The organism is Mycolicibacterium obuense (assembly GCF_055397605.1).
The window spans coordinates 1,778,362-1,799,051 of the sequence record NZ_AP043663.1 but is presented as its reverse complement, the minus strand read 5'-3'; the positions used below and the strand labels follow the sequence as shown (position 1 = coordinate 1,799,051).

At 67.2% G+C, this 20,690-nt stretch carries 19 protein-coding genes; 9 read left to right on the top strand and 10 right to left on the bottom strand.

Annotated features, from left to right (window positions below; genetic code table 11):
• Window positions 1-2 precede the first annotated feature (2 nt).
• Window positions 3-1,118, bottom strand: a complete 1,116-nt coding sequence (locus tag ACZ50N_RS08555) for a sulfotransferase family protein (RefSeq protein ID WP_464475157.1) — start codon at window positions 1,116-1,118, stop codon at window positions 3-5.
• Window positions 1,118-2,143, bottom strand: a complete 1,026-nt coding sequence (locus tag ACZ50N_RS08550; RefSeq protein WP_464475156.1) for a 3-oxoacyl-ACP synthase III family protein — start codon at window positions 2,141-2,143, stop codon at window positions 1,118-1,120. Before ACZ50N_RS08550 ends, ACZ50N_RS08555 begins: the two co-directional genes overlap by 1 nt.
• A gap of 377 nt (window positions 2,144-2,520) precedes the next feature.
• Between ACZ50N_RS08550 and ACZ50N_RS08545 the strand changes: the two genes are divergently transcribed.
• On the top strand, window positions 2,521-2,895 hold the full coding sequence (locus ACZ50N_RS08545) for an NYN domain-containing protein (protein WP_046363887.1): 375 nt from the start codon (window positions 2,521-2,523) through the stop codon (window positions 2,893-2,895).
• A gap of 8 nt (window positions 2,896-2,903) precedes the next feature.
• Here ACZ50N_RS08545 and ACZ50N_RS08540 read toward each other — a convergent pair whose 3' ends face one another.
• From ACZ50N_RS08540 to fabG, 4 genes are read right to left on the bottom strand one after another with little or no spacing between them, the layout of a single operon-like run.
• Window positions 2,904-3,572 (bottom strand): GntR family transcriptional regulator, encoded by a 669-nt coding sequence (locus ACZ50N_RS08540; RefSeq protein ID WP_464475155.1) that lies wholly within the window; start codon window positions 3,570-3,572, stop codon window positions 2,904-2,906.
• 2 nt (window positions 3,573-3,574) lie between these two features.
• Window positions 3,575-4,768 carry an acyl-CoA dehydrogenase family protein gene (locus tag ACZ50N_RS08535; RefSeq protein WP_046363886.1) on the bottom strand — a complete coding sequence of 398 codons (1,194 nt, stop codon included), beginning with the start codon at window positions 4,766-4,768 and terminating at the stop codon, window positions 3,575-3,577.
• A complete protein-coding gene (locus ACZ50N_RS08530; RefSeq protein WP_464475154.1) occupies window positions 4,765-5,982 on the bottom strand; it encodes an acetyl-CoA C-acetyltransferase in 1,218 nt (405 codons plus the stop codon). The genes ACZ50N_RS08535 and ACZ50N_RS08530 overlap by 4 nt, the downstream gene beginning before the upstream one ends.
• Window positions 5,979-6,719 (bottom strand): 3-oxoacyl-ACP reductase FabG, encoded by a 741-nt coding sequence (gene fabG / locus ACZ50N_RS08525; protein WP_464475153.1) that lies wholly within the window; start codon window positions 6,717-6,719, stop codon window positions 5,979-5,981. The genes ACZ50N_RS08530 and fabG overlap by 4 nt, the downstream gene beginning before the upstream one ends.
• 81 nt (window positions 6,720-6,800) lie before the next feature.
• On the opposite strand from fabG, the gene ACZ50N_RS08520 reads away from it, so the two are divergent.
• Window positions 6,801-7,970 (top strand): acyl-CoA dehydrogenase family protein, encoded by a 1,170-nt coding sequence (locus ACZ50N_RS08520; RefSeq protein ID WP_464475152.1) that lies wholly within the window; start codon window positions 6,801-6,803, stop codon window positions 7,968-7,970.
• Here ACZ50N_RS08520 and ACZ50N_RS08515 read toward each other — a convergent pair whose 3' ends face one another.
• Entirely contained in the window at window positions 7,971-8,423 is a 453-nt protein-coding gene (locus tag ACZ50N_RS08515) for a MaoC family dehydratase (protein WP_046363883.1), read from the bottom strand.
• Between the two features lie 904 nt (window positions 8,424-9,327).
• Here ACZ50N_RS08515 and ACZ50N_RS08510 point away from each other — a divergent pair.
• From ACZ50N_RS08510 to ACZ50N_RS08500, 3 genes are all read left to right on the top strand, one after another.
• A complete protein-coding gene (locus ACZ50N_RS08510) occupies window positions 9,328-10,086 on the top strand; it encodes a hypothetical protein (RefSeq protein ID WP_046363882.1) in 759 nt (252 codons plus the stop codon).
• Complete coding sequence (locus ACZ50N_RS08505; protein ID WP_464475151.1) at window positions 10,083-12,248, top strand: Rv1355c family protein; 2,166 nt, start codon at window positions 10,083-10,085, stop codon at window positions 12,246-12,248. The genes ACZ50N_RS08510 and ACZ50N_RS08505 overlap by 4 nt, the downstream gene beginning before the upstream one ends.
• Window positions 12,249-12,317: 69 nt before the next feature.
• A complete protein-coding gene (locus ACZ50N_RS08500; RefSeq protein ID WP_413783412.1) occupies window positions 12,318-14,099 on the top strand; it encodes a putative bifunctional diguanylate cyclase/phosphodiesterase in 1,782 nt (593 codons plus the stop codon).
• Window positions 14,100-14,105: 6 nt separating this feature from the next.
• On the opposite strand, the gene ACZ50N_RS08495 is transcribed toward ACZ50N_RS08500, so the two are convergent.
• Window positions 14,106-14,864 (bottom strand): hypothetical protein, encoded by a 759-nt coding sequence (locus ACZ50N_RS08495; protein WP_464475150.1) that lies wholly within the window; start codon window positions 14,862-14,864, stop codon window positions 14,106-14,108.
• A gap of 201 nt (window positions 14,865-15,065) precedes the next feature.
• On the opposite strand from ACZ50N_RS08495, the gene ACZ50N_RS08490 reads away from it, so the two are divergent.
• Entirely contained in the window at window positions 15,066-16,298 is a 1,233-nt protein-coding gene (locus tag ACZ50N_RS08490; protein WP_464475149.1) for an acyl-CoA dehydrogenase family protein, read from the top strand.
• A gap of 11 nt (window positions 16,299-16,309) precedes the next feature.
• Window positions 16,310-17,443 carry an acyl-CoA dehydrogenase family protein gene (locus ACZ50N_RS08485; protein WP_048425234.1) on the top strand — a complete coding sequence of 378 codons (1,134 nt, stop codon included), beginning with the start codon at window positions 16,310-16,312 and terminating at the stop codon, window positions 17,441-17,443.
• On the opposite strand, the gene ACZ50N_RS08480 is transcribed toward ACZ50N_RS08485, so the two are convergent.
• Together ACZ50N_RS08480 and ACZ50N_RS08475 are read right to left on the bottom strand one after the other, a co-directional pair.
• Window positions 17,440-18,321, bottom strand: coding sequence for a universal stress protein (locus tag ACZ50N_RS08480; protein WP_048425233.1), 882 nt, complete (start codon window positions 18,319-18,321; stop codon window positions 17,440-17,442). The two genes, ACZ50N_RS08485 and ACZ50N_RS08480, sit on opposite strands and share 4 nt — an antisense overlap.
• Window positions 18,322-18,450: 129 nt before the next feature.
• Complete coding sequence (locus tag ACZ50N_RS08475) at window positions 18,451-19,215, bottom strand: endonuclease/exonuclease/phosphatase family protein (protein ID WP_048425232.1); 765 nt, start codon at window positions 19,213-19,215, stop codon at window positions 18,451-18,453.
• Window positions 19,216-19,261: 46 nt separating this feature from the next.
• Here ACZ50N_RS08475 and ACZ50N_RS08470 point away from each other — a divergent pair, with 46 nt between their 5' ends.
• Window positions 19,262-19,846 carry a hypothetical protein gene (locus ACZ50N_RS08470; RefSeq protein WP_073683916.1) on the top strand — a complete coding sequence of 195 codons (585 nt, stop codon included), beginning with the start codon at window positions 19,262-19,264 and terminating at the stop codon, window positions 19,844-19,846.
• A 52-nt stretch (window positions 19,847-19,898) separates the two neighbouring features.
• The gene (locus ACZ50N_RS08465; protein WP_464475148.1) at window positions 19,899-20,690 is read left to right on the top strand and encodes a PE-PPE domain-containing protein; all 792 of its coding nucleotides are present in this window, start codon (window positions 19,899-19,901) and stop codon (window positions 20,688-20,690) included.

The window sequence follows — 20,690 nt, the reverse complement described above, 5'->3', positions numbered from 1 at the left end:
GCTCAGCCGACCTTCCGAGGCAGGTCGAAGGTGTCGTACACGTAGGACAGGTCGTTCTGGATGCGCTCGGCACTCAGCCCGAACCGGTCCGGTGCATGCTGATGTTTGCTCTTGTACGAGCGTTGCTTTTCCGCCTGCGCGCGCACCTCGGCCAGGAATGACGCCGTGGGTTCGATCTCGGCGAACTCACAGATGCGCTCGATCGTCGGCTCCAGGTTCTGGATCAGATCGGGATAGCGCACCACACAGAGGTTCTTCTCGGGGATCTCGCCGGAGGTGTAGGCGTCGTGGAAGACCTTCAGCATGGCGCACGACGCCTGGTAGAGGTTCTCCACCCAACGCTGCTGGTCTTCGGGCGCGGTCCGGTTGAATGCGTCGTAACCGTTCTCCAGCACACTCGCGATGAGTGACATCCCGGAGGGGATGACCTCGACCGGGTCACGGACGATGTAGATGAGCTTGGCGTCCGGATAACGCTCGAGAAGCTCGTCGAGGCGAAACGTCAGCATGCTCGTCTTGGCGAGGATTCGCTGATCATTCTTGTAGTAGAGGTTCCTTCGCCAGAGCTCCTCGTAGTAACGGAAGAAGCGCTCCCTCTCCTGAGGTGCCGCGCCGTCGATCCCGAAGCTGCGCCGGGACAGATCACTGCCCCAGGTGTCCTGCCACGCCAGGAAATAGGCCCAGGCGAACGGGCCGTCGAGGGTGTGGAAAAACCATGCCGGATCGTCGGTCTCGATGCCGCGGAGGCTGGTGTCGTGCACATCTGACGGGTGATACCGCGCCGGCGAGAGCCGGTCCAGCTTGGGCACGATCCGACCCAGCAGCTTGCGCGCGGTGATCGCGGGAAACAGCATCTCCCACAGCTCGAACGCCGACAGGCCACCGTTGCTCAGCAGGAAGCGGTGCAGGAAGGTGGTGCCGCTGCGCGGATTGCCGATGATGAAGATCGGCCGGTCGAGCGGCTCGTCCTTGTAGCGGGGAAACACCAGGCGGTCCAAGCCCATGGTGGCCGCGGAGATCCCGCCTCGCACCTGGAGGATGAAAAAGGTCCCGAGTGGCCGCAGCCACAACCCGAACGTCTTGTTGATGACTCGGTAGACGCGCAGGTACCGGTCCATCAGCCCTCCCACACGGCCGCAGCACCCACAATGGTGAATCCTGCTGCGGCGCTTGCCATCACGATCTTGTCGCCCGGCTCGACGGTGCCGTGCTCGAGGCGGTACTCCAGAGCAAGGGCCCACGCCGTGCTCGCGGTGTTGCCGAACAACGAATGAGTGTGCACACAGGCCTGCGGCCGCGCGCCGAGCTCGGTGAACACACGTTCGAGCACCGCCTCGCTCGGCTGATGCAACGCGTAGTGGTCGATCTCCTCCGAGGACCAGCCGAGCTCACCGAGCATCTCGCGAATCGCGGGCGGCACGTGGACCGACAAGGCGAAGAGTTCCTTCGACTTCGAGGTGAAGTGGCCGTCGATCGGGGTCTTGCACAAGTCGTAGTGCTCACACAGGGTCTTGTGGAAGATGCCTTCCAGCCGTGCACTTCCACCGGGCAGAGGTTCCCGTGACACCACCATTGCCGCAGCGGCATTGCCGAGCGTCAACCCGGCTGCGAACACTGCGACGTCCTGCAACGACCCCATGTCGTAGGCGATGCGGTCACGAGTCAGCTCACCCGCGCAGACGAGCGCCGTCTTCATCTCCGGGTGCAATGCGAAATATCCGGCGACGGTGTGCATCGCTTCGATCAGACCGGCACATGCGCAGGTGACGTCGACGGCGTGCAGAGGTCGGGCACCGAGCAGGCCCGCGACCTCGGCAGCCGTCGCGGGCTCGAAGTTGCCGCGCGCGATGCCTCCGTACACCACGAGATCGAGATCGGTGGCCGAGACGCCGGTGCCTTCCAGACATGCCTGTGCGGCCTGTGTTGCAAACTCCGCCGGCATCAGGGTGGTGCTCTGATCCAGGTAGCGCGTCTTGGTGTTGCAGCGATCGAAGACGTAACGAATGGTTTGCTCGACTCCGATCCACTCCTCCGCGGGACCTGAGAATTCCTTGCGAACCAGGGCAAGGACCTCGTCATTGTCCATGGCCGTGTCCGGCAGCACAGTGGCAGGCCGCGAGAAGTAAAGAGTTGGAAGCGTCATGAGCCGATCTCCCTGTTCAGTGGTGGCGCGATCGTAGCGTGAGCAGGTCTTAACCTATGAGCCCTGGGGCGGCTCCGCAATTGCAGCACACGAAACATAGCGCCTCGCTCCTGCGCTTTGGAAGCTACCCCGCCAGTCGACACCTGTCTGGGTATTGGGCAAGTCTGTGAATTTGGCACGACCTTCTACCAGGCCGCTCCTAGCTCGTCCCCCGACGCGGCCCTAGATATTGACAGTCTCGTAAGATTTCTTTCTGCGCGGAGGTTAGCTGATGATCTGCTGTGGGCGGGGCGAATCGTCATCGGAGTTTTCCTGCCCATCATCTTCCCAACATCGGCCAGCAACATCGATGAGCGTGTATCGATAGCCTGATCCCCGTGCGCTGGATCGTCGACGGCATGAACGTGATAGGCGCTCGGCCAGACGGCTGGTGGCGCGACCGGCACGCAGCGATGGTGACACTGGTGCACACGCTCGAGACCTGGGCGAGCGCTGAGGGTGTCGACGTGACCGTGGTGTTCGAGCAGCCCCCGTGTCCGCCGATCGAGTCGACGGTGGTCACTGTCGCCCATGCGCCTGCTGCCGCACCCAACTCCGCCGACGACGAGATCGTCGCCGTGATCCGAGCCGATGAGCATCCCGACGACCTCGTCGTCGTCACCTCCGATCGGGCCTTGATCGAGCGCGCCCGCTCCGCCGGGGCCACCGTGGTGTCCCCCGGACGGCTGCGTGCACAGCTGGACGTCCGGTGATCGGCGCGTCAGCCGAGCACGCCGAGGCGGGTCAGGTGCTCGATCAGGGGTGACGCCCCGGCGGTGAGGTGCTCGGCCATCGCGGCGCGGGCCTGCGCCTGATCGTGGGCGGCCAGCGCCGCCAGCACCCGCCGGTGGTGCTGGTTCGAGTTCTCCGGCCACCCCTCGACCGCGGGAAACACGGCCTCGGGTGCATACCGGGTGATCTGCGACATCAGCTGCGCCAGTTTCGGAGAGTTCGCGGCGACGTTGATCGCCCGGTGGAAGTCGTGATTCAGGCGGACCGCGCGTTGGCCGTCGCCTGCGGCATACGCAGCCTCCAGATCGGCCTGCACCGCAGCCAGGTCAGCCAGCGCGGCATCGGTGATCACGGCGGCCGCGCGAGCCGCCAGTTCCCCGCCGATGAAAGCCTGTACCTCGGCGACATCGGTGATGTCGCGGCCGGTGACCGGTCGGATGACGAAACCGCGACGCGGCTGCTGGTCGAGCAGACCTTCGGCCTTCAGCTCGAACAGCGCCTCACGCACCGGGGTCACGCTGATGCCGAGCTCGGCGGCCAGTTGATCGAGACGGACATAGCTTCCCGCGGCGTACGTCCCGTCGAAGATCCTGCGTCGCACCACCGCCGCCACGTCATCGGCGAGTTGCGGCCTGCTCGCGAAATCAGGTGCGCTCACCATCACACCCGATAGTCCGCGAGCAGCCGCTTGCTGATGATGTTCTTCTGGATCTCGCTGGTGCCCTCGCCGATCAGCAGGAACGGCGCATCGCGCATCAGCCGTTCGATCTCGTATTCGGTGGAATACCCGTAGCCGCCGTGGATCCGGAAGCTCTGCTGGGTGACCTCGGCGCACATCTCGCTGGTGAAGTACTTCGCCATGCCGGCCGCGACATCGTTGCGGTCACCGGAATCCTTGAGGCGCGCCGCGTTGACCATCATCAGATGGGCCGCCTCGACCTTGGTGGCCATCTCGGCCAGCGCAAAGGCAATCGCCTGATGCTCGGCGATCGGCTTTCCGAACGTGCTGCGCTGCTGCGCGTAACGCACCGCGAGCTCGAACGCGCGGATGCCGACGCCGCAGGCCCGGGCGGAGACGTTGACTCGCCCGATCTCGACGCCGTCCATCATCTGGAAGAACCCCTGACCGGGTGCCTCACCGAGGATGTCGGTCGCCTGGGCGCGATAGCCGTCGAAGATCAGTTCGGTGGTGTCGATGCCCTTGTAGCCGAGCTTGTCGAGCTTGCCGGGAATGGTGAGGCCCGGCACGACTTCGCCGAACCCCGCGGGCTTCTCGATCAAGAAGGCGGTCAGGTTGCGATGTGGGCGCTCCGCCCCCTCGTCCGTACGCACCAGCGCTGCGACCAGCGTCGAGCTGCCTCCGTTGGTCAGCCACATCTTCTGGCCGTCGATCGTGTAGGTGCCGTCGCCGTTGTCGACAGCCCTGGTCCGGATCGCCGCCACATCGGAACCCAGTTCGGGCTCTGACATCGAGAACGCACCGCGGGTGTCACCGGTGGCCATGCGCGGCAGCAGGTTCCGCTTCTGCGACTCGGTGCCGTGCTGGCGGATCATGTAGGCGACGATGAAGTGGGTGTTGATCACCCCGGATACGCTCATCCACCCCCGAGCAAGCTCTTCGACGCACAGCGCGTAGGTCAGCAGTGACTCGCCGAGGCCGCCGTACTCCTCGGGGATCATCAACCCGAACAGCCCCATGTCCCGCATGCCGTCGACGATGGCCTGTGGATAGGTGTCGGAATGCTCGAGTTCCTGGGCTGCCGGGATCACCTCTTTGTCCACGAATCTCCGCACCGTGGCGACGATCTCGGTCTGGAACTCGGTGAGCCCCAGCGTCTGCGCCAGTCTGGTCATCGCGTTGCCCTTTCGAAGACGGCCGCCAGGCCTTGCCCACCGCCGATACACATGGTGACCAGCCCGTACCGGCCGCCGCGCCGCGTCAGCTCGCGAGCCAGCGTCGCCAGCATGCGACCCCCGGTGGCCCCGACCGGGTGTCCGAGGGAAATCCCCGATCCGTGGACATTGGTGCGATCGAAATCGCCTGCCGTGAAACCCCATTCGCGTGTGCATGCCAGCGCCTGCGCGGCGAATGCCTCGTTCAGTTCGATGAGGTCGATGTCGGCCAGTGTCAGGCCAGCCTTAGCGAGCGCGATACCGGTCGCCGGCACCGGGCCGATACCCATCACCTCCGGACCGACACCTGCGACCGCCCACGACACCAACGTGACCAGCGGGGTGAGGCCCAGTTCGTCGGCTCTTTCCGCGGTGGTGACCAGACACATCGAGGCCGCGTCGTTCTGTCCGCTCGAGTTGCCCGCTGTCACAGTTGCTTCCGGATCGGAGGCGGCCAGGATCGGCCGGAGCGTCGCCAATTTCTCCAGCGACGTGTCGGCCCGCGGGTGCTCGTCTGTGTCGATGACGTCCTCGCCGCTCCTGGTGTGAACGGCCACCGGAATGATCGTCTCGGCGAGCAGACCGTCGCTCTGGGCATTGACGGCGCGCTGGTGTGAACGCACTGCAAGCTGGTCCTGCTCGTGGCGCCCGATTCCGTACTGGCGCCGGAGATTCTCGGCGGTCTCGAGCATCCCGCCGGGCACGGGATGATGCTTGCCGCCCGCTGTCGTCCTGCCCCGCGCGAGCGCGTCGTGCACTGCGATGCCGCCCCGAGCCCCGCCCCACCGCATGTCGGTGGAGTGGAACACCGCGTTGCTCATCGACTCTGCCCCGCCGGCGACCACGACGTCGCTGTCACCCGCGGCGACCTGACGGCATGCCTGGATCACGGCTTGCAGACCGCTGCCGCAGCGCCGGTCGACCTGCATACCGGGCACGGTCACCGGTAGGCCGGCGTCGAGGGCGATGACGCGACCGATGGCGGGCGCCTCCATGGACGGGTAGCAATGCCCCACGATGACGTCCTCGACCGTCTCGGGGCGGATGCCGGTGCGGGTGAGCAGGCCCTGCAGTGCCGCGACCCCGAGGTCGACGGCTGTCAGCGACGCGAACATGCCGCCGTAACGCCCGATCGGCGTCCGGACCGGTTCGCAGATGACGGCCGCACGGGTCATAGGTGCCGCCCGCCGGTGACCTCGAGGACGGTCCCGGTCATGTACGAGGACAGGTCGCTGGCCAAGAAGAGCGCCACGTTCGCCACCTCGTCCGGCTCGCCGGCGCGGCCCATCGGAACCTCGGCCACTTTCGAGTCCCAGATGTGTTGCGGCATGGCCTCTGTCATCGCCGACCGGATCAGACCGGGTTGGATGGCGTTCACCCGCACGCCGAGGTACGCGAGTTCTTTGGACGCAGCCTTCGTCATCCCGACGATGCCGGCCTTGGCGGCCGAGTAGTTGGTCTGCCCGATCATGCCGACCTTGCCGGAGATCGACGACATGTTCACGATCGCGCCGCGCTTGTTCTCCCGCATCACCGCCGAGGCAGCCCGAAGGCCGTTCCACGTGCCTTTCAGGTGTACCGCGATAACCTGGTCGAACTGCTCCTCGGTCATCTTGCGCATCGTGGCGTCACGGGTGATGCCCGCGTTGTTGACCATCACGTCCAGACCACCGAACTGCTCGACGGCTGTCGCCACCAGAGCCTCGACCTGCTCGGCACTGGTCACGTCGCAGCGCACGGCCCGGGCCACATCGGCGCCGCCGAGTGTGTCGCCCGCCGACTGCGTGGCCTCGAGATTGACGTCCCCTAGCACCACCCGGGCTCCCTCGTCGACGAACCGTTGAGCGATGGCCAGACCCAGCCCCTGCGCCCCGCCCGTGACCACAGCGATCCGTCCGGTCAGTAATCCCATGCCTCATCCTCACGTCGTCGGGGTTCGGACCGATATCGTATTTCATATACGATTTCGGCTACACAAACCCTGAGGAGAGCGATGAGCAGCGCCGACGTGAGTGACGAGGACTTCCGCGAGATCCTCGCGCAGACCCGCCACTTCGTCAGGACCGTCGTCGTGCCCCGAGAGCAGGACATCCTGACCGACGATCGGGTCCCGGACGACCTGCGCGAGCAGGTGAAGAAGATGGGCCTGTTCGGGTACGCGATCCCCCAGGACTGGGGCGGCCTCGGCCTGAACCTGGCACAAGACGTCGAACTGGCCATGGAACTCGGGTACACGTCGCTGGCCGTGCGATCCATGTTCGGAACCAACAACGGCATCGCGGGACAGGTGCTCGTCGGCTACGGCACCGACGAGCAGAAGTCCACCTGGTTGGCGCCCATTGCCTCCGGCGACGTCGTCGCGTCGTTCGCGTTGACCGAACCAGGCGCCGGTTCCAACCCGGCGGGCTTGCGCACCAAGGCAACTCGCGACGGCGACGGATGGATCATCAACGGAGCCAAGCAATACATCACGAATGCGCCGACCGCGGATCTGTTCATCACGTTCGCGCGCACCCGCCCCGCCGACGCACAGGGCGCCGGCATAGCAGTGTTCCTGGTCCCCGCCGACAGCTCAGGGGTCACGGTCGGGGCGAAGGACAAGAAGATGGGCCAGGAGGGCGCCTGGACCGCCGACGTGACCTTCTCCGACGTGCGGGTCGGCGACAGTGCGCTCGTCGGGGGCAGCGAGGACATCGGGTATCGCGCGGCGCTGTCGTCCCTGGCCCGCGGCAGGGTGCACATCGCGGCACTCGCGGTCGGCACCGCGCAGCGCGCGCTCGACGAATCGGTCGCCTACGCCGCGACGGCGACACAGGGCGGCACACCGATCGGTGAATTCCAGCTCGTGCAGGCGATGCTCGCCGATCAGTACGCCGGGGTGATGGCCGGCCGGGCCATGGTGCGTGACGCCGCCCAACAGTGGCTGTCCGGAGAAGATCGCAGGCTGGCGCCGTCGGCGGTGAAGTTGTTCTGCACCGAGATGGTGGGCCGGGTCGCCGATCTCGCCGTCCAGATCCACGGCGGCGCCGGATACATGCGCGACGTACCAGTGGAGAGGATCTACCGCGACGTGCGGTTGCTCCGGCTCTACGAAGGCACCAGCGAGATCCAGCGCCTGATCATCGGCGGCGGACTGGTCAAGGCTGCCGCCGGCAGCCGCTGATCAGCCGACGAAGCGCACGATCGACTCGGCGATCGCCGCAGGCTTCTCGGAACCCTCGATCTCGACGGTGACCGCGAGCGTGGCCTGCACCGCGTTGTCGAGCCGAGTGACCGTCGAGATCAGCGCGCGCGCCCGCAGCCGCGCACCTACGCGGACCGGCGTGATGAACCGGACTTTGTTGTAGCCGTAGTTGATTGCCATCGCCACGTTGTCGACGGTGTAGAGGCGGTGTGTGAAGTAAGGCAACAGCGACAGGGTGAGCAGCCCATGCGCGATCGTCCCGCCGAAGGGACCACCGGCCGCCCGCTCGGGATCGACGTGGATCCACTGGTGGTCGTCGGTGGCATCGGCGAACAGATTCACACGGTCCTGAGTGATCTCCAGCCACTCCGTGGGTCCGAGCTGCGACCCCTCCGCTGCGACGAACTCGCCGAGATCCTTGAACTTCTTCACTGCGTCTCCTTCGACCCATGGCCGCCGATTCCAGCCTCACGGTGCCACCACAGTGTCACACCCGAGGTCACACCCGATGTCACACCCGAGGTCACACCAACGCAATAGCCAAGGCCACAGCCGACACCGAACCGGACGCCTATGAGACCGGCTCCGATTGACGCTCGGAATAGTGTCATGACGTGCCGAAAGTGGGCACAGAAACATCGAATGAAATCAGCATTTCTTTATTTCGCTATCCGGATTGTTGTTGTGAAATCCGTGAATACTCGCTGTACGCTCACTGGATTTCTGTCGCACATGTCAATAAAATTGCGGCGACTAGAGTCGGTTGCCGCAATTTACGGATTTGGCAAACGTCCCTCGGGGCGGGAATCTCCGCCGGCGCGGCACGTCGCGATATCCCCGTCTGCGTTGTCCGGACCCGGACGCAGGTTTTGCGCAACGCTCGGGCTCTGAACATGCGCACGATGGCGACCCGCGTTGCCGCGCTGGGCGGCGGGCCTGGGAAACAGGCTCGTTACTGGACGGTAACCGCGCTGACGGCGGCGTCAGCGCGAAGTTCCCCGGCATCGTTCTGCCCCTGGTCCCGCAGAAAGAGCAAACGAGGTGCTCGCGGGGACCGAAGTCCGTTGCGATCGGAACCAGTCGCCACGATTGTTCGCCGTGGCAACGTCGCGACCCCCTGACCTGGGCCGATCCGGGTTAGGGCGATTGCCACCAACCGACTCGGCGCGATCGTTACCCAATCGTGACCTTTCCGCAAATGGGATTACACGGGTGAGTTCTTCCGGCTAGCTGGAATTTCGCTGTGTGTGCGCGAGATACTCGACAATGAACGTGTTTTTTCGCGTTCTGCGCGGTACCCGCCCCCACCATTGCGCCGCCCGACGAATGGATCGAAATGACCCGACCGGACTTTGCCTTTGCTGATGTCGATGGCGACCGACTGGATGCCAGTCCGCGCTACTGGGACCCCGCCACGGAGTGCACCGTGGTCTATGCACGGCCTTCGACGGAACCCGAGTTGTGGTCCGACTTCATCGCAGGGGCAGCGCACAGCTATCAACAACACGGCATCGGTGCGGCCATCGACACGGACGCCCTACACCGTGGGGACGACACCGCCCTATTCGCCGCGTGCGTCAATCAGCAGGGTCGAGTTGTCGGTGGACTGCGTGCAAAGGGACCCTATGGGGCGATAGCCGAATGCCACGCGATCGAGGAATGGGACGGGCAGGACGGGGAGGATCTGGTGCGGAAAATGGTTGCTGATCGTCTACCCTTCGGCGTGGCCGAAATGAAGACCGCATGGGTCGCCGACGACCCCGAGTTGAGCCGCCGACTGACCACGGCCATCGCCCGCACACCTCTGCATGCGATGGATCTGCTGGGCATCCAGTTCGTCGTCGCGACGGCCGCGTCCTACGTGCTCAAGCGGTGGCTGACGTCGGGCGGGGTGCTGGCCGCCAAGATCCCGCCGACTCCCTACCCCGACATTCGCTACCAGACCAGGATCGCCTGGTGGGATCGCCTCACCTTCGCCAATCATGCTCAACCGCGGCAACTCTCGGCGTATCTGGCCGACAAGCGCGCCATGACGCCGCGGCCCGACTTCGCCGGAGACGCCGTGCTCGCCGCGGCGCCGCGACTGCTGGGATGAGCCACCCCGCCGGTCCGGTCCACTGTGCATCGGTGCTCGATCCGAACGCGCCCACGGACGCCGAGCGGTGGTCAGCCCTGCGTGACGATCCGCGCGTCGACGTGGTCGACACGATCGCTGCGCAGCGGGCGGAGCTGGCCGCGGTGCGCCCGCCCGTCCCCGCCGATGTCACCGACGAGCCCGACCGGTGGGTGTACTACCCCTGGCGTCGCGTACTGGCACGTGCCCTCGGCCCCCGCGGCTACCGCCGGCTGCGACTGGATCGCAACCGCAACCTGCTCTCCGCCGACGAATTGGAGACGCTGGGCCGGCTCCGAGTCGGCGTGGTGGGGCTCAGTGTCGGACATGCCATCGCACACACCCTCGCCACTCAGGGACTCTGCGGCGAACTGCGACTCGCCGACTTCGACGCCATCGACGTGTCGAATCTGAACCGGGTCCCCGCCACCCTTCTCGACGTGGGCGTGAACAAAGCGGTGGTGTGTGCGCGGCGCATCGCCGAACTGGACCCCTACCTGCCCGTGCTCGTGACGCAGGACGGCCTGACACCCGACACCGTCGACGGATTCCTCGACGGCCTCGATGTCCTCGTCGAAGAGTGCGATTCCCTGGACGCCAAAGTGCTCGTCCGCGCTGCGGCACGGGCGCGCGGCATCCCGGTCCTGATGGCGACCAGCAGCGGCGGTCTGCTGGATGTCGAACGCTTCGACACCGACCGCGACCGACCGCTCCTGCACGGTCTGCTCGGCGACCTCGCGGAGATGGACGCCGACGCACTGGCCGGTCTGAGTGCCAAGGAGAAGGTCCCGCGGGTTCTGCGGATCATCGATGCCTCCGGTCTGCCCGCGCGGATGGCGGCCTCCCTCCTCGAGGTCGGCACGACGCTGACGACCTGGCCGCAGCTGGCCTCCGAGGTGGCCGTCGGCGCCGCATGGGTGGCCGAGGCGGTCCGCCGGATCGGGTTGGGCGAACCGCTGGCCTCCGGCCGGGTCAAGGTCGACGTGCCCGCACTCCTCGACCAGGTTTGTGAACCGGGCCGCAGCGGCGCCCCCACCAGGTCGGACGAGCGAGCGTACGGCCAGGCGCCGGCCGTGCCGGCGGGTGAGGTCATCGACGTGGTTGCTGCGGCAGCGCAGCGGGCACCGTCGGGCGGCAACACCCAGCCGTGGATCGTCGAGAAGCCGGGTGCACCACCACAGCACCGCCTCGACATTCATCTCGACCCCGACCTCACCTCGGCCATGGACGTCGGGTTCCGAGGCAGCGCGGTGGCCGTGGGCGCGGCCACCTTCAACGCGCGGGTGGCCGCCGCAGCACGGGGAGTCGGCGCGCGCGTCGACTTCCGACTCGGCGACGAACGTTTCCCGCTGAGCGCGGCGGTCACGCTGGGCGACTCCGAACCCGACCTCGCGCTGGCCGAGCTCTATCCAGCGATGATGCGGCGCGAGACGAACCGTCGTCACGGCGAGCGGATCGAGCTGGGCGACGACGTCGTCGCCGAGCTGAACGCGGCGGCAGATCGAGAGGGCGCGCGGTTGTGTCTGCTGACCGACCCGCCCGACCTGCAACGGGCCGCCGCGATCCTGGCCACGGCCGATCGGATCCGCTACCTGACTCCGCACCTGCACGCGCAGATGATCGACGAGCTGCGATGGCCCGGCGATCCGTCGCCGGATACCGGGATCGAGGTGCGCAGCCTCGAACTCGATGACGCCGATGTGGTCCTGCTCGACATCCTGCGCCGCGGTGACGTGATGACGCATCTGGCGACGTGGGACGCCGGCACCGTGCTGGGCGATGACAGCCGCACGAAGATCTCCGCGGCCGCCGGTGTGGCGATCGTCACCGTGGCCGGGGGCGCGCTCACCGATTACGCCCGTGCCGGTGCGGCGGTGGAGTCCGTGTGGATATGCGCCCAGCAGCATGGATTGGCGGTACAGCCGGTGTCCCCGGCATTTCTGTACGCGGTCGACGACGCCGACTTCGCCGCGCTCTCGCCGCGCTTCGCCAAAGCGTTGGCTGACCTGCAATACACTTTCCGGACGTTGGTATCCGCGAATCCCGCTGAGTCACTGGCGTTGGTGCTGAGATTGTCCCGGGCGCCGAGACCGTCGGTCGTCAGCCGGCGTCGCGGCCGGGAAGACAACTCGTCACCGAACTGACGCGGATACGGAGAGGGTCGCTTGCCCGAGAGCCTGGACCTGGTGGTGACATCGGTCGCGACGCAACTCATGGGTGCCACGTCAGCGACGGCCAAGGACGTCTGCCAGAACGTGCTGGCCGACCTGGTGGCGTACTTCGGCGTCGACGTCAGCTTCCTGCGGCGCAACGATCACACGATCCGGGCGTCGGTGCTGGTGGCCGAGTGGCCGGTGCGCCCGGGAATTCCGGACCCGGATCCGCTTGCCGTCGTGTACTTCACCGATGCCGATCCTGTGTTCGCCATGGCCGAGCACCAGAAGGAGCCCGTGGTCTTCCGCCCGGAGCCGGCCACCGATGACTACCAGCGCACGATCAACGAGGGCCGGCAGGTGGCGGCGACGTCGATGGCGTGCGTGCCACTGCTCTCAGGCGAGGTGACCTCCGGTGTCCTGGGTTTCGTCAAGTTCGGGGACCGCAACTGGACCGACGCCGAACTCAACGCGCTCAAAGCCATCGCCTCCCTGCTGGCGCAAGTCCAGGCGCGGGTCGATGCCGAGGAACAGCTGCGCTACCTCGCCGACCACGACGATCTGACCGGGCTGTACAACCGGCGCGCTCTGCTCAACCATCTGGACGTACGTCTCGCCGACGGCCAACCCGGACCGGTGTCGGCACTGTTCTTCGATCTCGACCGGCTCAAGGCGATCAACGACTATCTGGGCCACACCGCCGGTGACTGGTTCATCAGGGTGCTCGCCGAGCGCCTGCGCAGAAGCGCGGACGGGCCCACGGTGATCGCGCGGCTGGGCGGCGATGAATTCGTGGTGGTGCCCGCCACCCCCATGGACGCCGAGGCCGCGGAGGCGCTCGCGGTGCGTCTGCAGGCGGCGCTGCGGGAGCGCGTGGCCATCGACGGGGAGATGTTGACGCGGACGGTGAGCATCGGGGTGGCCCTCGGGATGCCAGGCCACGACAGCACGTCCGATCTGTTGCGCAGGGCCGACCAGGCAGTGCTGACCGCCAAGAATTCCGGCGGCAACCAGGTTGCGGTGTTCACCGACGACATGTCGCTGGAGAACGAGTTCCGCAACGACATCGAGCTCCATCTGCAGACGGTGGTCGAAAGCGGTGCGCTGCTGCTGCACTATCTGCCCGAGGTGGACATGCGCACCGGCGACATCGTCGCCATGGAAGCGTTGGTGCGCTGGCAGCATCCCACGCGAGGCCTGCTGACCCCCGATTCCTTCATCGGGGTGGCCGAGTCGATCAACATGGCGGGCGAGCTGGGCCGGTGGGTGCTCCGCACGGCGTGCGCCGAGTTCGCCGCCTGGCGGTCCCGGGGTCACGGCAAAGAGTCGGTGGTGCGCATCAACGTCTCGCCCGTCCAGCTGGTCACCGAGGGCTTCGTGGAGTCCGTCAAGGGCGCGATGGCCGACAACGGACTGCCGCCGGGGTCGGTGTGCCTGGAGATCACCGAGACAGTGGTGGTCCAGGACATCGAGACCACCCGCATCACGTTGGACGGCCTCAAGGAGGCCGGGGTTCTGGTCGCCATCGACGACTTCGGCACCGGATACAGCGCGCTGTCGCAGCTGAAATCCCTGCCGGTGGACACGCTCAAGATCGACCGCAGCTTCGTGCGTGAATTAGGGTCTGACCCGGGCGATTTGGCGATCGTGCGGGCCATCATCGCGTTGGCAGAGGCGTTCGGTCTCGAGTTGGTGGCCGAGGGCGTGGAGACGCGGGCTGCGGCGCTGACGCTGCTGCGCCACGGGTGCCATCGCGCTCAGGGATTCCTGCTGTCGCGGCCCATCGCCGCGGGACCGATGGAGTCTCTGCTCGCCAAGGGACGCATCGACGTCGACTTCTGAGCCGGTTCAGTCGTCGGTGAGCAGTTCCACCCGGCCGAAACGACTGGCCGACCGTCCGACCAGTGCCACTCTCCCCACGTCGCCGCTGTGCCCTTCGACACCGGGCGGCCCACACACCAGCACGCCGTGCCGGACGCGGACGGCCAGCGGACCGTCGGCGGTGTCGAAGACCACCCCGATGACCGTCGAGTCCTCGAACACGAGCCGGTCGACCGCGTCGACAGGTTCCGTCTGGAGATGATGCTCCGCCGCTTGCGCGGTCAACCACGCGTCCAGGCCCCCCGGCTCGGCGATCGCGCCGGCCGGTACATCGGCGGTGATCGCCTCGACGAGATCACCGTCGGCGGACTGCACATGCGACGACGGCCAGCCCGTGACGCGCGTGTAGAGGTAGCCGAACGGCGAGGCGATGCACTCCCCCGTCCAGCGCCGGAGCCGACCACCGTCGAACGGCGGTACGGTGCGGCGCTTCCGGCCACCAGAAGCGCTCTCGACAGCTGCGGGCCGGACGGCGCGCACGGGCAGCTCACGGGGCTGTTCCGGCAGCTTCTTGACGTCGATGTCGTCGACGAGTGCGGAGGTGTACGCCGCCGTGGCAGCGTCCCCGCGCAGCGTTTCGAACCAGGTCCGTGAATGCCGTCGCTGCGCGGCGATCATCACCTCACCGCCTGCGGCGGACGCAGCCAGAGCGCACAGCAGCCCGGCCGGGCCGACGTCGGTACACACCACGTCGACTTCGTCCTGCCACACCACATCGGGATACACGGATATCTGCCTTCGATTTGCCGAGACCGCCGGCGAGTGCACACGGCCCTGCCAGTTGAGTCACCGTACGCCAGTGAGAAGTTGCTGAAAAGAGCCGTCACCGCACGCGGCACCACGATCAACGTACCACCGGGCCGACGGGGGTCGACCATGCCGACGCCGGCTGGCCCGGACTTAACTAACTAGGTTTACTCTCTTGCCATGAACGTGACCTGGTCGCCCGCCGATCTCGCCTTCCGTGACGAAGTGCGTTCCTTCCTGGAGGAGCACCTCACGCCGGAGCTGCGCCGCGCCGGCCGGTTGATGACCAGCGTGTACGCCGACCATGACGCCAGCATGGAGTGGCAACGGATCCTGAACGAGAAGGGCTGGGCCGCCCCCGCCTGGCCGGTGGCCCACGGCGGCTGCGACTGGACGCTGACCCAGCACTACATCTTCAGCAGGGAGTCGACACTGGCAGGCGCGCCTTCGCTGTCACCGATGGGCATCCGCATGGTCGCCCACGCGATCATCGAGTTCGGCACGCGGGCGCAGAAGGACTTCTTCCTGCCCGGGATCCTCACCGGCGATATCTTCTTCTGTCAGGGCTACTCGGAACCGGAAGCCGGTTCGGATCTCGCCGCGCTGTCGATGGCCGCCCGGGACGACGGCGACCACCTGGTGTGCACGGGCAGCAAGATCTGGACCACCCATGCCCGCGAGGCCAACTGGATGTTCGCGTTGGTGCGGACCACCCGGTCGGACAAGAAACAGCGTGGCATCACGTTCGTGTTGATCGACATGACCTCGCCTGGTATCGAGATCCGCCCGCTCGTCATGACGTCCGGCGAGGAGGTGCAGAACCAGGTGTTCTTCGACGAGGTGCGGGTGCCCAAGGCCAACGTCATCGGCGAGATCGACGACGGCTGGACGGTGGCCAAGTACCTGCTGGAGTTCGAGCGCGGCGGAGGCGCCGCGGCTCCCGGCCTGCAGGTGATGGCCGAGGACATCGCCGCGGTGGCCGCCGAGCAACCCGGACCGGCCGGCGGGCGGCTCCTCGATCACCCCGCGTTCGCCCGCAAACTCGCAGAGGTCCGGATTCGCACCGAGGTCCTCGAGATCCTGGAACACCAGGTGCTCGCCGTGGTGGCCGCGGGCGGTAACCCCGGCGCCAAGTCCTCGATGCTCAAGGTGCTCGGCACCGAGTTGAGCCAGCACATCACCGAATTGGCCATGGAGGCCGCCGGTCCGCGCGGCCGTGCCTACCAACCGCACGCCACCTGCCCCGGTGGCCCGATCGCCCACTTCGAGCCGCCCGCGGACGGCCATGTCAGCGGCGAGCCGTGGCAGGCGGTGGCGCCCCTGAGGTACCTCAACGACCGCGCCGGCTCGATCTACGCCGGCAGCAATGAGATTCAACGCAACATCCTGGCCAAAGCGGCACTGGGACTGTAGGAGGCGACGACATGGACTTCACATTCGACGACGAACAGGACCTGTTGCGGACCGGGCTGACGCGCTTTCTCGCGACCCGCTATGACCTCGAGAAGAGCAGGGCCGCAGCACAATCGGGCGCCGGTTGGCAGCCGGAGATCTGGCGGGCGTTCGCCGAGGAGCTGGGCATCCTGGGTGCGGCACTTCCCGAGGAGTTCGGCGGGATCGGCGGCGGCCCCGTGGAGATGATGCTGATCTGCGAGGCCCTCGGCCACGCGCTGGTGATCGAACCCTATGTCGACAGCGCTGTGGTGGCCTCCGGCTTGCTGCGCCGGGCCGGCGGAGACGTCGCCACCACATTGCTCGACGAGATCGTCTCGGGGACAACGGTGGTGACGGTGGCCGCCGCCGAGCCGACCTCGGGTGAGCACTGGCGGCAGGTGTCGACGGTGGCCGAGCGCGAGGGTGACGGCTGGGTGCTGACGGGAACGAAGATCGTCTCGATGAGCACTCCCCTGGCCGGCCACGTCCTCGTCACCGCCCGTACGTCAGGAGCGCAGGACGACAGCGAGGGCATCTCGCTGTTCGCCATCGACATCGCCTCGTCTCCCGCCGGACTGCAGATGCACCATTACCGCACCATCGATGACAGGCTCGCCTCCGACATCACGCTGGCGCGGGTACCGGCCGCGGCGCTGCTGGGCGAGGAGGGCCGCGCGTGGCCGTCGATCGCCCGGGCCCGCGACGAGGGAGCGGCCGCGGTCTGCGCCGAGGCAGTCGGTGCGATGCGGAAGGTCCTTGCCGACACGGTCGACTATGCCAAGCAGCGCAAGCAATTCGGCCAGCCGATCGGCACGTTCCAGGTGCTGCAGCACCGCATGGTGGACATGTACATGGAGGTCGAACAGGCCGCGGCCGCGGTCTACCTGGCGATCCTGCATCTCGACGACGACGACGTCACCCGGGCGAAGGCGGTGTCAGCGGCCAAGGCGACCGTGGGGCGAGCCGCTCGCTTCGTCGGCCAGCAGGCGGTCCAATTGCACGGCGGTATGGGCATGACCGAGGAATTGGCGATCGGCCACTACTTCAAGCGGCTGACCGCGCTGCAGTTCGAGTTCGGCTCCACCGACTTCCACATCGACCGGTATGCGGCCCTGACCACCTAGCGGCGGGCGACGATCACCGGTGTGCGGGCGGACTGAACGACCTGGGTGCTGACCGAACCGAGCAGCATGCCCGCGAACCCGCCGCGACCGTGGCTGCCGACGACCACCAGCTGCGCCGTTGCGGCCTCGTCGAGAAGCCGACGGGCCGGCTGGTCCCGGCAGACCACCCTGCGCACGGTCACGTCGGGGTAGCGCTCCTGCCAGCCGGCGAGCCGCTCGGCAAGCAGCATGTCCTCTTCGGGCTGCACCTCGGTCCACGGTTCGTCGGGCAGTTCGTATCCCGCGTCGCTCCACGTGTGCACCGCGACGAGGCCGACACCGCGCCGTGACGCCTCGTCGAAGGCGATCTCGGTGGCGTATTCGCTGGCCGGGGAGCCGTCGATGCCCACCACCACCGGCGCCTGATCCGGGTGCGCGATCAGCGGGTCTTCGTCGCGGATCACGGCCACCGGACATCTGGCGTGGTGCACCAGACCAGTGCTGACCGATCCCAGAAGCCGCCGCTCCCACGTGCCCAACCCCCGGCTGCCGATGACGATCATGTCGGCGTCGGCGCTGAGCTCGGCCAGCGCGGCCACGGGTTGGCCGGAGAGCACCTTCTCCCCGAGTCCGCCGAGCTCGTCTCCGGCGGCGGCTCGCGCGACGGCCGACGCCTCGTCCAGGATCGCGCGGGCCGCGTCCTGCTCGTCCTGCAGGAACGCGGGCGGGAGGGGAACCTGAACCCACGACTGAACGATCGCCGAGGGCAGCACGTGCGCCAACGTCACCGTGGCCCGGCGGCGCGCCGCGTTCCGCGCAGCCCAGTCGACGGCCACCTTCGACGCCGCCGAACCGTCCACGCAGACGACGATGCCCAGCGACGCGGGTGGATGGGTCATGACAGGTGGCCTCCTCATCGGGCGGCTCCGGTTCCAGGTGTGCCGCTCTCCCGACCGACGCTACCGGCCGCGATCCCGCAGGTCAGTGGTCTGCAGGCATCCCAGATCGGGACCAAAGTCCTTCACGACTCACGCGCGGTGCAGATCGACGACGAGCGGGCGATGATCGGAGATCGCGACCGGTGGCGTCCGGCAGGCCCGCACCTGCAGACCCGGATCGTCGGTGAGTACATGGTCGAGTTGCTGGGTCGGCACATCGGAGGGGTACGTGGCCGCCGAGGCGAGTGCGCGCAGACCCGTGTGACGCCGCACCGCGGCAGGCGGCATGTTCAGATCGCCCGTCACGATGCGCGGGTGCGGCATCTCGTCGACGTCGCGCAGCAGCCGACGCAGCTGCAGCCGATTCCAGCCGGGGACGAAGGACAGATGCGTGTTGACCACGGTGATACCGCCGAGTGGCGTGTCGAAATGTCCGACCACCGCGGCTCGGGGCTCTTCGTGGATGACCTGCACGCGGCCCGGCGCACGCAGGTAGAGCGGGAAGCGCACCGGAATCCGGGGCAGTCGCACCACCTGCCATGTGGTCGCGGGATACCGCGAGAGCAGCGCGACGCCGTAGGCCGCGGTGCCGGGCTGCTCCTCCCCTGTCGCCGCCATCCACGTCGCACCGGGGGTCCCCGAGATGGCGGCGACGAACCGGTGACTGCGGGCCCCCATGGCTTCGGCCGCCAGTGCTGTGAGGTCGGCCATGCCGGACCGCTCCTGAACGGAGTCCACTTCCTGCAAAGCGAGGATGTCGGCGTCCAGGCCCGCAATGCAATCGGCGAAGCGGTCCAGATCGACATCACCCCCCACGGTCCGTCCGTGGAGGATGTTGAAGGTCACCAACTTCATGGGTAGTCCACTACCCACCCTGCAGTCGAAACCCACGGCGGTGCGAATGTCCCCTGAAGATCTGCGCGAGGCGCTGCGCCGCGCGGCGTCGGCGCTCAAGGCCGACGGCCCGCCGTTCGCGCTGGCGGGAAGCTTTGCGCTGTGGGCCCACGGCGCACCCGAACCGTCCCACGACGTGGACTTCGTGGTGGCCGAGTCCGACGTCGAGGCCGCGGCGGCGACCCTCGCCAAGGCGGGCTTCGACATCCGGCGTCCGCCGGAGGACTGGTTGTTCAAGGCGGCGCTGAGCGTGGACGGACCCGCAGTCGTCGACGTGCTGCACCAGATCAACCGGGTGCCCGTCGGTCCCGACATGATCGCCGACGCCCCGAGCCTCGACGTCCTCGCGCTCTCGATCCCGGTGCTGACGCCCGCACAGGTGATGCTGCAGAAGCTGCGCTCACTGCACGAACACCACTGCGACTACGCGAAACTCTTCCCCGTGGTGAGGGCGGTTCGCGAACAGCTCGATTGGACACAGTTGCGGACAGAGACCGCCGACAACCCGTTCGCGACGACCTTTCTGGACCTGTGCGCCCGGCTGGGGATCGACGCGCATCACACGCCGGACTCACAGCTGACCTGCAGCTGAGAACCCCTGTGCCAGAGCTACACTCGCGCAGGCTCGGAGGAGGTGGATCACCATGAGACTTCGCGTGCTGATCGTGATCGTCCTCGCGCTGTCGTGCGCCGGATGCCTCGGCCATCGCATCGCGGCGCGTCGGGACGCGTCCGCTCCTCCCTCGACCGGTCTGACCGCAGCGACCGCCACCCGGCTGGGAATCCCGTCCAGCGGTACCGTTCTCGCGCTGCCCGGAGCGGATCTGCACTTCCGCGACAACATGGCTGAAGAATTCCGTGGGGCATTCAGCACCGGTCCGTACACGATGAAGGTCGTCGACTACCCCCGCAATCTGGCGTTGGATTCGATCCCCACCGGCGTGGCCAACATCGACGCGGCGATCCGCGCCACCCCGGGCATCATCATCGTGCTCGCCTACAGCCAAGGGGCTCAGGTGGCTTCGGAATGGATGCGCCAGCACGCACAGGATCCGACGGCGCCGGGGCCCGACCGCCTGACCTTCGTCCTGTTCGGCAACCCGCTACGCGCCTCCGGCGGGTCCAAGGTGGGCGATCCGACCCTGCGCACCACCGGCCTCGCCACTCCGACCGACACCCCCTGGCACATCGTGGATGTGGCGCGTCGCTACGACGGCTACGCCGACTCGCCGACCGACAAGAACAATGCCGAAGCCGTGCGCAACGCCGACCTGGGAAAGCTGTTCATCCATCCGCATTACGAAGGCGTGGACCTCAACGACCCCTCGCTCACGGTCTGGCAGCGTGGGAACACCACGTTCGTGCTGACGAACGAGAAGCCGTTGCTACCGAACGCGGTGGACGCGCAGATCGAGTCGGCCTACCGGCGCGACTGA